The 12,284-nt window shown below is 45.8% G+C and carries 9 protein-coding genes; 4 read left to right on the top strand and 5 right to left on the bottom strand.

What is annotated here, in order from left to right; translation table 11 throughout:
• Positions 1 to 75: 75 nt before the first annotated feature.
• The 3 genes from cysW to ACN6KS_RS02170 form a co-directional block, all read right to left on the bottom strand.
• A complete protein-coding gene (gene cysW, locus ACN6KS_RS02180) occupies positions 76 to 939 on the bottom strand; it encodes a sulfate ABC transporter permease subunit CysW (RefSeq protein WP_042184404.1) in 864 nt (287 codons plus the stop codon).
• Positions 940 to 1,492: 553 nt separating this feature from the next.
• Entirely contained in the window at positions 1,493 to 2,347 is an 855-nt protein-coding gene (gene cysT / locus ACN6KS_RS02175; RefSeq protein ID WP_076285184.1) for a sulfate ABC transporter permease subunit CysT, read from the bottom strand.
• Positions 2,348 to 2,613: 266 nt separating this feature from the next.
• Positions 2,614 to 3,741 carry a sulfate ABC transporter substrate-binding protein gene (locus tag ACN6KS_RS02170; RefSeq protein ID WP_094869717.1) on the bottom strand — a complete coding sequence of 376 codons (1,128 nt, stop codon included), beginning with the start codon at positions 3,739 to 3,741 and terminating at the stop codon, positions 2,614 to 2,616.
• Positions 3,742 to 4,182: 441 nt separating this feature from the next.
• On the opposite strand from ACN6KS_RS02170, the gene ACN6KS_RS02165 reads away from it, so the two are divergent.
• Positions 4,183 to 6,393, top strand: coding sequence for an alpha/beta hydrolase family protein (locus tag ACN6KS_RS02165; protein WP_440961229.1), 2,211 nt, complete (start codon positions 4,183 to 4,185; stop codon positions 6,391 to 6,393).
• A 128-nt stretch (positions 6,394 to 6,521) separates the two neighbouring features.
• On the opposite strand, the gene ACN6KS_RS02160 is transcribed toward ACN6KS_RS02165, so the two are convergent.
• A complete protein-coding gene (locus tag ACN6KS_RS02160) occupies positions 6,522 to 7,571 on the bottom strand; it encodes a lactonase family protein (protein ID WP_094869702.1) in 1,050 nt (349 codons plus the stop codon).
• A gap of 250 nt (positions 7,572 to 7,821) precedes the next feature.
• Between ACN6KS_RS02160 and ACN6KS_RS02155 the strand changes: the two genes are divergently transcribed.
• The 3 genes from ACN6KS_RS02155 (at position 7,822) to ACN6KS_RS02145 (ending at position 9,950) form a co-directional block, all read left to right on the top strand.
• A complete protein-coding gene (locus ACN6KS_RS02155; RefSeq protein ID WP_094869701.1) occupies positions 7,822 to 8,082 on the top strand; it encodes a GlsB/YeaQ/YmgE family stress response membrane protein in 261 nt (86 codons plus the stop codon).
• Between the two features lie 233 nt (positions 8,083 to 8,315).
• Positions 8,316 to 8,816: a CcdC family protein gene (locus ACN6KS_RS02150; RefSeq protein WP_094869700.1), complete on the top strand. Its 501-nt coding sequence runs from the start codon at positions 8,316 to 8,318 to the stop codon at positions 8,814 to 8,816.
• 171 nt (positions 8,817 to 8,987) lie between these two features.
• Positions 8,988 to 9,950 carry an L-lactate dehydrogenase gene (locus ACN6KS_RS02145; RefSeq protein WP_094877912.1) on the top strand — a complete coding sequence of 321 codons (963 nt, stop codon included), beginning with the start codon at positions 8,988 to 8,990 and terminating at the stop codon, positions 9,948 to 9,950.
• A 70-nt stretch (positions 9,951 to 10,020) separates the two neighbouring features.
• On the opposite strand, the gene ACN6KS_RS02140 is transcribed toward ACN6KS_RS02145, so the two are convergent.
• On the bottom strand, positions 10,021 to 12,267 hold the full coding sequence (locus ACN6KS_RS02140; RefSeq protein WP_094877911.1) for a heavy metal translocating P-type ATPase: 2,247 nt from the start codon (positions 12,265 to 12,267) through the stop codon (positions 10,021 to 10,023).
• Between the last annotated feature and the right edge of the window lie 17 nt (positions 12,268 to 12,284).

Below are 12,284 nucleotides of genomic sequence, written 5' to 3'. Positions count from 1 at the left end.
CCGCCTAAATTTCATAATTCCGTTATTACCAACCAGTATACTATGAATTAACTTAGCACGGAACCAAAAGTACTGTCAATGGGCATTTTTTCGTGATAACCAGCTTTTAATAATCATCGTCACCAAAGCCAACAACAGGAGCAGAGAAGCTACTGCAAAAGAGGCTGAAAATTGATACTCATTGTACAAAATCTCGACATGCAGCGGCAGTGTATTTGTCTCCCCACGTATATGACCAGACACGACTGAGACTGCACCGAACTCGCCCATGGCCCGCGCATTACACAAAATAATGCCGTATAATAACCCCCATTTAATATTAGGAAGCGTGACTCTGAAAAAGATTTGCCACCCATGTGCTCCGAGGGTTATCGCTGCCTCTTCCTCCTGTGTCCCTTGATCCTCCATCAGTGGTATCAACTCACGCGCCACAAAAGGAAAGGTAACAAACAGTGTGGCCAACACTATGCCTGGAAGCGCAAATACGATCTTGATATCATGGGCGCTCAGCCAAGGGCCAAACCAACCGTTAGCGCCGAAGACGAGCACAAAGATCAGACCGCCGATGACAGGCGATACTGCAAAGGGGAGATCAATCAAGGTAATGAGAAACCCTTTGCCTCGAAAACGAAACTTGGTTACTGCCCATGCAGCCGCTACGCCAAAAAAGGTATTCAGTGGAACAGTAATCGCTGCAACAAGCAACGTCAGCCGCAGCGCGGAACGGGCATCTGGATCGGTCAGAGCAGCTATATATACGTCCCAGCCCTTTTTCAGCGCCTCTGTCAGCACTACAATCAAAGGCAAGGCAATCAGCCAAAAAAGGACTAGGCCAGCAGCTCCGATCAATACCCATTTTACAGCCTTGGTTTCCGTTGTCGCTGGCGAGGACGTATTCTTTTGCAGCCGGGGGGCTTGGAGTGGGATGGTGCCTGCCACAAGTTATTCCTCCTTTAAAGGGTTTTACGAAAGCATGATTTGCTTCTGAAAAATGCCGAATGGCGGTAAATATGAAGGGTCTTGAGTAAATTTGGGAGTTATCGGACTGTCTGCTATCTCCGAGTTTGTTAACCCTGATTATTGGAATGAGTCACTCCAAGGAATATTGGACTTCCGATCGCTGTTATCCTCAGATTTCCTGATTTGAACCGCTCACCGCGGAAGAAATCCGAGGATAAGCATATGCTTACGATGCTAGCTTTCCGTTGGAAAGCTTTCGGGCGAACGCTACGCTTCTACAGTTCCAATATTCCTCTCCGTTCCTTTCTTACCAATTATTCAGTTTCAAACACCGAGATCGCTATCGCTCCTCCAACACCCAAATTACTCTTCGGGTACTTTATCTAACGGAAGATTCCGCATTTTCACGGAAGCAAGTATGCTTCCTAAAATAAAGTCGTCATTTACCTGTTAGAGTGTAGCTTCGCTAGTGCTCGCTCAGCAAGTTCTAATACAAAAACATTAGAGAAATAAGGAGTAACACCGAAAGAACTTACCGAGAAGTCTTACGCACCCAACGCTGGAGCGTATTAATGACTAACAGCATTAAGAAGGAAATGAGAAGCAGGAGCAACGCAACGGCGGTAGCACCAGCATAATCATACTGCTCCAGTTTGGACATAATAAGCAAAGGCGCAATCTCCGTTCTCATCGGCATATTACCGGAGATGAACACGACAGAGCCGAATTCGCCAATACCACGGGCAAATGCCAAAGCAAAGCCTGTTAACAACGGCGGGAACAGCTCAGGCAGTACTACTGAACGAAAGGTTCTCCAGCGGCCTGCACCGAGGGTTGCCGAGGCTTCCTCCATATCTCGGTCCAAATCCTCCAGCACCGGCTGTACCGTTCGCACGACGAACGGTATTCCGATGAACATTAAGGCGAGGGTAATGCCAAGCGGAGTAAATGCCACCTTTAATCCTAGTGGCTCAAGCCACGCCCCGATCCAGCCATTTGTGGCATAAAGAGCCGTCAAGGAGACACCAGCTACAGCTGTCGGTAAAGCAAACGGAAGATCAATCAGCGCATCAAATATTCTTTTACCCGGAAATTCGTAACGCACTAGTACCCACGCTAGCAAGAGACCTAGAATAGCATCCACAAAAGCAGCGGCCGCTGCCGTAGACAGACTGACACGATACGAAGCCAATACACGCGGATCAGTAGCTACATCCCAGAATTTCGCCCAGCTCAGCCCAGTAGAATTGAACAGCAATGCTGAGAGTGGCAAGAGTACCACGAGACTCAGATAAAGTACGCTGTACCCCATCGTTATCCCAAAACCGGGTAGTATCTTTCGTCGCGTTGTCGCCGATACAGCTGTAGTCGTTGCGGTGACATTCATCCCCTATTCATCCTTTCTCGCCTTCGGCAGGTTAGCCGATCAGCCCCTTACTAGGGACAAATCTCTTAATGAGGTTGTTCAAAAAGTCCACTTTTGATCACGAAGTATCCCAAGAAGCTTACTCGACATCGAATATTGAATTCAGGCGTAGCTTCCACTACGCTCCGCTCCTCAGTTTCTACCTTCTTTCAATCTTCTCGGTGCTGAAAACCGTACTTTTTGAACACGCACTTAAAGAAAAATATAATTTCCGTTTTATTAATCTGTTATTTAGCACCCGGCACATAAATCTTGTCAAAGATCCCGCCATCGTTAAAATGCTTCTCTTGCGTTTCTTTCCAGGTTCCGAATTTATCAGCCAATGTGAAGAGCTTTATTTCCGGGAACTTATCTTTATATTGTACTTTCACGCTTTCTAGCGTCGGGCGGTAGTAGTTCTCAGCTGCGATTTTTTGTCCTTCCTCCGTATAGAGATACTTCAAGTAAGCCTCGGACACTTCACGCGTATTTCTTTTATCCACAACCTTATCTACTATTGCTACCGGCGGTTCGGCCAGGATGCTCTCAGATGGATTCACGATATCGAATTTATCTGGACCAAGCTCTTCTACAGAAAGATAAGCTTCATTCTCCCATGCAATCAGCACATCGCCAATTCCACGCTCTACAAAAGTAGTCGTAGAACCGCGCGCACCCGTATCCAGCACCGGAACATGTTTGAACAATTCTTTTACAAATTCCTCAGCCTTAGCTTCGTCGTTATTGTTGTGGTCTAGCGCGTAACCCCACGCCGCCAAGTAGTTCCAACGTGCGCCACCTGATGTTTTCGGATTCGGTGTAATCACTTCTACGCCTTCCTTAAGCAGATCTGGCCAATCTTTGATTCCTTTTGGATTTCCTTTGCGTACTAAGAATACGATCGTCGAGGTGTACGGTGAACTGTTATGATCAAATTTACTTTGCCAACCTTCATTAATAAGGCCCTTTTCTTGCAATGCATCAATATCATAACCAAGTGCTAATGTCACAACATCCGCTTCCAGACCATCAAGCACAGCACGGCTTTGTTTCCCCGATCCACCGTGGGATTGTTTAATCGTGACCTTCTGTCCTGTTTCTTTCTCCCAATAGGCAGCAAAAGCTTTATTATAATTCTCGTACAATTCGCGAGTAGGGTCATAAGATACGTTCAGTAGTTCTACTGGATCTTTGGATGGCGCTTTTGTAGCTTCAGCAGCATTCGTGGCCTCCGCTGTGTTGGTTTTTGCTGGTGTGTCCGTTGCCGAACTAGCACTATTTCCGCTATTGTTATTGCCGCCGCAAGCAGCAGTAAGTCCTGCCGTCAACAACAAGGTAAATCCTACAAGAAGCCCTTTATTCATAGCTCTCTTCATCATTCCCACTCCCCCATGTTTTTCTTGCCTTCATTTCTTTCGTAAAAAAAGAACGGAGGAAAGCCCACGTATGGCAAGTCAAACCGGTCCTATGACACGTGTCTGCGAGCCTAATGCAGGCGTTCCTCCGTCTGTACGGTAAGAACTTTCTTCAATTATTCCTATCTACTTAGTTGGTTTATATGGATATAATACTGAAACCCTTTAACCGTGTCAAACCTTTTTTTCCAACCAATGACAAAGGAATCTTTCAATTCCCCTCGCTATACAGGCAATGGTGTGGGTTCCTGTAAGATCCACTTGTTATTGATGCTATAAAGTAATATTATTGCTACAGCTTATGGTCTAGAGAAATTACCGCTTAATGTCGGGAGTGAGAATATCATGGGTATGGATTTAGAGTACGCCCCTGCGCCGATAAGACCACGGCTTCATAGGAGAATGACTCAAGAAATTAGTCGAAGGATTAGGGGAACTTACCGTTATGATACAACGGTCTGGAGGACAGCAATCGCTGGTCTTTGGATCGTTTGCTTTTTGGCCTTCACCACTGCCGTATTAGGTATCCCCACTGGATTAGGGGTGCCAACAGATATTGCACTTGCTGCAGGGACGAGTACTATTCTGCTGGCCATTGCCAGCAATATCATTGCTGGCCTGATCGCGTTGACCGGACTGCGCATCCCGCGTCTATTCGCAGGCTGTGTATTGAGCGATGTTGGAGCGATTCTACTAATCTTATATTACGCAGATTTTGAGATTGAAGCTGCGGCTGTCATTGCTGTTCTACTATCAGTATTAGGTGCCTTGGGCGGATTAGCCATCGGTCTGCTGCGCAGTAAAAGAATAACTATGGGACTTCTGCTTACTATTACGGTGACTTTTTCCCAACTTGCTCTGGCAAACGGAGTGCAGGAACTACCTACTTTAGAACCCATTGATATCAGTGATTCCGATGTAATTCCATTAACAGCCGCAAGTCCGTCACAACCTGGCAATCAAGCCTATCAGACCTTCACTTATGCCAGCGGTAAGGATTTGCATCGGACCGAATACGGCAAGGATACCAATGTGATCTCTTCTACAGTAGATGCTTCTGCTTATATTAAGGATTGGTCAAAACTCCGCACTTTATTCTGGGGTTTCAATTATAATGCACTTCCACTGAACGGCCGAGTATGGATGCCTGAGGGCGAAGGTCCCTATCCGGTAGTTCTGATGGTGCACGGAAATCATATGATGGAGGATTACTCTGACGGAGGCTATGCTTATCTCGGTGAACTCTTGGCCAGCCGGGGGTTTATCGCAATTTCCCTGGATGAGAATTTTCTGAACTATTCTGCTTGGTCCGGTATTCCGGACAATGATTTCAAAGTACGGACCTGGATCATTCTAAAACACCTGGAGCAGCTAGCAGCTTTCTCGGATGAACCAGACAATCCTTTTTATCAAAAGATAGATTTCACAAAAACCGCCCTGCTCGGCCATAGCCGTGGAGGACAAGCTGTTGCTATGGCAGTAGATGCCGATCGCTGGTTCAAAAATGATCCCGTGATGAAGGCAGCAGATCGTTTTAATATAGCCTCTGTAATCGCCCTTGCCCCTACGGACAAAACGATAGACGATCAGCAAGCCCTTCTCAAGGATGTCAACTATTTGACGCTCCAAGGGGCTCGTGATGGGGATGTACATGATTTCTATGGTGACCGGCAGTATATACGTACTTCCTATTCCCAAGGGTCCTCTGCTTTCAAAAGCTCGCTGTATATTGCGGACGCCAATCACAGTCAATTCAACAGCGATTGGGGCGCATATGATCAGACATTACCTGCTGGCCTCTTTTTAAATCGAGCGCAAATTATGGGTGCAGACAAGCAGCGGCAAATCGCTAAAGTGTATGTGTCAGCTTTTCTGGAGACCACTTTGCATGGAAAAGACGAATACCAGAGCTTATTCCGGGATTACCGCAGCGGACTGAAATGGCTGCCGGAGACCACTTACTACAATCGATTCCAGGATGGGGGATATCGGCCAGTAGCCACATTTGACGAGGATCGCAACAAGAATACCGTTAATCTCGGAACAGCAGAAGCATCCGGATTATCCTGGTCGGAAGAGCTCGCGAAGGATCGTGAATCGAAGAGCAAAGCCACATATGGTGTCGTTCTTGAACGTACAGCCAAAAAAGACGAGGAAGCTTATTACAACATTAAGCTTAAAGATAGTGTTGTTACTGAAATGGCCCTTTCAGACGCAGATGGCCTTACATTTTCCTTAGCAAACCTCAATGGTGATATCAAAGATGAACTAAGTATTCCGCTACCTCCCAATGTAGAGGTTGAGTTAACCGACAAAAATGATACCTCAGCACGCTTGCCGTTAAGTGTGGTAATGGATATTTTGCCACTGCCGCAAACTCAGTTCACGTTATTCCCATGGCTTGAAGAACGGATTAATGATGGGAAGTACGGTGATCTGTCCGAAGCTGTATTTCAAACCTATGAGATGCCGTTCGAACAGTTTCAAGAGGAGGAACCTGAGCTAGAGCCTGAGAACCTGACGGAAATCACCTTCTACCTTGAAGCCGAGGGAGATAAAATCATGCTAGATGACATTGGATTTTACGATCTAGGAATTCGAAATATATTTTAAGGTAACTTGCTATTATACCTTTAAGGCCTTCCCCTCAGCACATGTACAGCTGATTGGAAGGCCTTTTATTTTGATGAATTTCGGGGAATAGCCCCTAATATTGAAACATACAATAACCTATTGCCAGCCTACAAGGCTTGAATACAAACCGGTGTCTTAATCTTCAACTCATTCCCTGTAGGAATTAATCTGCCACTGTCACTATCGATGGAGAACGAAGTAATAATATCACTATTTTGATTCGCAGCGAGCAGCTTGCCACCAATAATGGCGAAATTACGCGGAGTACGTCCGCCTGTAACCTGCCAATCTACCGCTTCAAGATGACCAGTTGAACCCTCAATATGGAATAAGGCAATACTGTCTTGTCCCCGGTTTGAGACATACAAGAATTTACCACATGGCGATACATGAATATCGGAAGCTGTATCGTCACTACCCGCATTATATTGCTCTGGAAGCGTGCTGACATGCTGTAAAATGCTGAGGTTTCCATTCTGCTCATCATTAGCAAACACCGTAACTGTACAGTTTAGTTCATTCGCCAGGTAAATCCATTGTCCTGAAGGATGTACTGCCAGATGACGGGGGCCTGAACCTGGTGGGAGATCAATCTCCCGATGCTTAGACAGCTTACCTTCTTCAAGGCGATAAATCAGAATTTGATCCAATCCCAAGTCGCAAACCAAGATATGCTTACCGCTTCCATCCGGAATAACAGAGTGTGGATGCGGAGCTTCCTGACGGTCTTCACGAATTCCTGAACCCACATGCTTCACTTGGTCAGACATGACCTGAAGCGAACCATCCTCATTTACAGGAAATACGTTGGCATTGCCACCGGAATAATTAGAGACGAATATGTAATCTTGCTTAGGACTAATCGAGACATAACAAGGAGCGCCACCTTCCGTAGGACGACTTCCAAGTGGACTCAGCGCTTTAGTAACAGGATTAACAGCAAAAGCATAGACCTCGCCCTCATCCTTCTCACTAACCGCATAGAGCACGCTGCCTGTGCTGTTTACTGCTAAAAACGATGGATTCTCAATACCCTTAGTACCCTCTAGAATCTTCATTTCCCCTGATGAAGGACTAAGTGAGCATAGTAGAATAGCTTCCTCACCTTCAGGGTTATACGTTCCCACATAAAACAATACTTCATTAGGCCGTTCCATAGTAGCGACTCCTTTGTTTGTATATAGTGTATTTACTTCTTAATTACCCTTTACTAATAGCAGCTTACGCAGTATTTCATAATATTTTTTCACTATAGCATGTTTATAGTTGTAATACATTATCGAACGCGTATTTTAAGGCCATTTCCTAACTATCCCGGAACATGTAAGTTTTTACAAGTGGTTTAAACATGATTGGCAAGGTTAATAGTAGACATCGAAAACAACAAAACGAAGGAGTTGAAGTAACATGAGTTTCTTATGGATGTTAATTGTTGGTGGGATTATTGGTTGGTTAGCGGGTCTGGTTATGGGCAGAGATATTCCAGGCGGGGTTATTGGTAACATTATCGCTGGTATTATCGGTTCATGGCTCGGCGGCGTGCTTCTGGGAAGCTGGGGACCTAAAGTAAGTGATTTCTACTTCTTCCCTTCTTTGATCGGTGCGATTGTCCTGATCTTTATCGTCAGCCTTATTCTTCGCTCGACAAGTGGACGTAGCCGTTCATAAGCTTAGGCTGAACCAATAACTATTGGACTACTTATATTATTAAAAATAGCAGGTCAAGGTTAACTACCTTGACCTGCTATTTGGTGTTTTCGGCCCCTTTCTACTTAAAGTAGTATGCAGTGCTTTTTATGGAGCTACTACCTCCATACAGCGGCTACACTTCAATGTTCTGCCATCGTTTTTCTGTTATAATGAAGATACAAGTGACTCAAATCATAGAGAGGTCGTGAATCATGGGTAGCATCAACCCCTCACTCCTACATATCGGCTCCACTATAGGGACCTTGCTCATGGCGCTAATGGTTATTTTTATTCGGCTAAAAGCTAGCGCACGTCCGGTTACCATTCGAAAAATATGGATTCCACCTCTCGGGATGTCGACTGGCTTTGCCATGTTCGTTGTACCTGAAGTTAGGTTCCCTTGGTGGTGGGCAGCGCTCGCCTTTCTAATTGGCTGGTTCATCTTTGCGTATCCTCTAATACGCAGCACAAACTTCGAACAACGGGATGGACAAATTTATGCTCAGCGTTCAAAGAGCTTTGCTTTCATTCTGCTCGGCCTCCTTTTAGTTCGCACCTTACTCCATGAATTTATTAATAGTTATGTTAGTATCCCTCAGTCCGGTGGATTATTCTTCATCTTGGCCTTCGGAATGATTCTTCATTGGAGATTCTTTATGTACAAACGTTATAAAGCTATCACCTCCTCGGAGGCACAGTCCCTACAGTCATAAGTATATATTGATATTCTAAGAAGCCATCTCAATTCATACGATTGAGATGGCTTCTTACGCGGATGAATACCTTAAAGTAAACAACATTTTTTTATGTCCGATGTTAGGTAACTTCTGGAGGGATACGTTAAAATATATGCATACTAACAATAGAAAGCGAGGTCAAGGCAATTGAAAAGCAAATCAAGAAAAGTTGCCATCGTCGGTGCCGGAATGGTCGGTTCCAGCTGCGCCTACTCCATGGTTAATCAGGCCATTTGCGACGAGATCATGATGATCGACCGCACCTATGACCGCGCTATGGCACAAGCACTTGATCTCTCACACTGCATGGATTTCACAAGCACACGCACCAAGGTGTATGCCGGAACCCATAGCGACTGCGCAGGAATGGATGTAGTTATCTTAACCGCTGGCGCTAATCCAAAGGCTGGTCAGACAAGACTTGACGTCCTGGAAGCCTCTGCAGTTATTACTAGAGAAATTATTACCAACATTATGGCTGGGGGATTCGATGGAATATTCGTAGTCGCCGCTAATCCGGTCGATATTGTCACCTATATGGTATGGAAAATATCAGGGCTTCCTCGCCATAGAATTATTGGTACAGGAACCTCCATTGACTCCTCGCGCCTTAAGACACTACTGTCTGATGTGTTCTCCATAGATCCACGCAGCGTTAACGGCTACGCACTTGGAGAACATGGTGAATCCCAGTTTGTAGCTTGGTCACATGTGACGATTGGCGGCAAGCCCATCCTGCAAATTATGGATCAGCATCGTGAACGCTTCCACCATCTGGATCTGGAGGACATCTCCCGCAAGACCAAAGATGCGGGCTGGGAGATATTCACCAAAAAAGGCTCCACACATTTCGGTATTGGCAGCGCACTGGCTTACATTACTCGTTCCATTCTGAATGATGAGCATAAGATCATTGCCGTATCCGCAATTCTGGATGGAGAGTACGGGCAAAGTGGTATATGTACCGGCGTACCTGCCATTATTGGCAACACTGGAATTCAAGAACTACTGGAGCTTAACCTAAACACCGAAGAAGCGGAGAAATTCAACGCCTCCTGCAGCATTGTTCGCTCAGGCATTGAGAGCCTACATTTGGAAGACAGCATTTAATCTCCTGCAAACGGAAAAATCGCTCTTTAGGGATCGGTAGATAACACCAATACCCTAAAGAGCGATTTTTTTATCCTTGATCTTTAACCTTTAATGCTCGGATACTGTTCAGTACAGCCAGCACGGTTACCCCAACATCAGAGAAGACAGCCTCCCACATCGTGGCAATCCCAAATGCGCCGAGAATAAGAAATATAGCTTTAACACCTAAAGCGAAAATAATATTTTGCCATACGATCATCCGTGTACGCTTGGCAATTCCGATAGCAACAGGAATCTTCGAAGGTTCATCCGTCATAATTACAATATCTGCCGCTTCAATCGCAGCATCGGAGCCCAGTCCGCCCATTGCGATCCCAACATCTGCTCTAGCTAGTACTGGGGTATCGTTAATTCCATCACCGACAAAAATAATTTTCTCGCGATGTGACTTTTCACGATCCAGCTTCTCGATGGCCTCTACCTTATGCTGCGGCAAAAGCTCCGCGTGTACCTCATCTACACCTAACCGCTTCCCAACATCTTCAGCTACAGAAGAAGCATCGCCAGTTAACATCACCGTTTTACGGATGCCAAGCTTCTTGAGGCTCTGAATAGCCTGCTGCGAGTCCTCCTTCACTTCATCAGCAATCACCAGGTAACCCCCATACTGATGATCCACCGCGATGTGAACAACTGTACCACTCTGCTCTGGCACCTCATAAGCTATACCTTCTCGCTCCATCAGACGCGCGTTACCTGCAAGTACAGTCTTGCCTTCAATCGAAACCTCGATCCCATGACCGGAAATTTCATTGTAATTCGAGATCGCTTCCTTAGAAATCTGTTCTCCATAAGCCGCCCTAATCGATTCGGCAATCGGATGGTTCGAATGGCTCTCCGCATAAGCAGCTGTCTGCAGCAATTCATCCTTAGATTTGCCACCTGACGGATAAATTCCTGTAACCTTAAATTGCCCCTTAGTCAATGTTCCGGTCTTATCAAAGACAACTACTTTCACATCATTCAATGCTTCAAGATAGTTGCTTCCTTTAATCAGAATCCCACTGCGTGAAGCTGCACCAATCCCTCCGAAGAAACCAAGTGGAATCGAGACCACAAGCGCACATGGGCAGGAGATCACTAGAAAGACAAGCGCCCGGTAAATCCAATCTGAAAAGGTCGCCCCGCTAATCACTAGTGGAGGAATGACAGCTAGCAGTACTGCTGTGATCACTACTACAGGGGTGTAAGCCCGTGCAAATTTAGTAATAAAGTTCTCCGTTTTGGCCTTGTTGCTCGAAGCATTCTGCACTAGCTCCAGAATTTTGGATACCGCTGATTCTCCAAAGGTCTGAGTGACTTGCATCGTAATAACACCGTTCCGGTTAATAAACCCACTTAATACCGTACTTCCTGGTCCAGCCGAACGCGGCACAGATTCCCCGGTAAGTGCTGATGTATCCATCATAGCGTTACCCTCAAGGATCGTTCCGTCCAGAGGTACCTTCTCACCCGGTTTCACAACAATCAAATCACCGATCGCTACTTCCTCGGGAGAGACTTTTTTCAGATCATTTCCAAGCTTAAGATAAGCAAATTCAGGACGGATATCCATAAGTGCTGTGATAGATCGGCGTGAGCGGTTTACTGCTAGACCTTGGAACAGCTCGCCGATTTGGTAAAAGAGCATAACCGCTACGCCCTCTGGATACTCACCAATCGCAAAAGCACCGATGGTTGCAAGAGCCATCAAGAAATTCTCATCAAACACCTGACCCCGGATAATGTTTTTAACCGCCTGCCAGACAACTTCACTGCCCACGATGAGATAGGCTGCTAAGAAAATCAGCAGTTCTACTACACCCTCTACCGGTAAGAATATTCCGGCAAGCGCAAGTATCCCACCGCCACCTAACCGCAGTAGAATCTTACGGGTATCACCTACTCCATGCTCGTGGCTGTGGCCATGGCTGTGACCATCCGCATCATCATGCTTATGTCCGTCTGCAGTCTGATGATCATGTTCATGGCCATGTTTGTGATCCTCCCCATGCTTGTGACTACTGTTATTCTGCAGCTTGCGACTGCCCTGAGCCTTCTCTCTTACATTTACATGGGGCTCAAGTGCCTTCACCGTTTTCTTTGCTTCTACAATCGCCGATTCCTCATAACCTGCGGCGGTTTCCATCGTCATTGTCTTCGTAACAAAATTAACGGAACAAGACGATACGCCCTCGATTTTACTCACTTTATCTTCAATTTTCCTTGCGCAATTGGCGCAATCTAAGCCTTCTAATTCCCACTGACGTTTTACTTTTCCTTGCATCGTATCCATACGGCACATCTCCTCAA

The sequence above is a fragment of the Paenibacillus nitricinens genome (assembly GCF_052056485.1).
Classification (GTDB): domain Bacteria; phylum Bacillota; class Bacilli; order Paenibacillales; family Paenibacillaceae; genus Paenibacillus_AQ; species Paenibacillus_AQ nitricinens.
This window is presented reverse-complemented; position numbering and strand designations above follow the sequence as displayed.

Bases quoted from the DNA above. Each gene is read 5' to 3' on its own strand.
- cysT (WP_076285184.1), bottom strand. From the start codon at position 2,347: ATGAATGTCACCGCAACGACTACAGCTGTATCGGCGACAACGCGACGA.
- ACN6KS_RS02170 (WP_094869717.1), bottom strand. From the start codon at position 3,741: ATGAAGAGAGCTATGAATAAAGGGCTTCTTGTAGGATTTACCTTGTTG.
- ACN6KS_RS02165 (WP_440961229.1), top strand. From the start codon at position 4,183: ATGACTCAAGAAATTAGTCGAAGGATTAGGGGAACTTACCGTTATGAT.
- ACN6KS_RS02160 (WP_094869702.1), bottom strand. From the start codon at position 7,571: ATGGAACGGCCTAATGAAGTATTGTTTTATGTGGGAACGTATAACCCT.
- ACN6KS_RS02155 (WP_094869701.1), top strand. From the start codon at position 7,822: ATGAGTTTCTTATGGATGTTAATTGTTGGTGGGATTATTGGTTGGTTA.
- ACN6KS_RS02150 (WP_094869700.1), top strand. From the start codon at position 8,316: ATGGGTAGCATCAACCCCTCACTCCTACATATCGGCTCCACTATAGGG.
- ACN6KS_RS02140 (WP_094877911.1), bottom strand. From the start codon at position 12,267: ATGGATACGATGCAAGGAAAAGTAAAACGTCAGTGGGAATTAGAAGGC.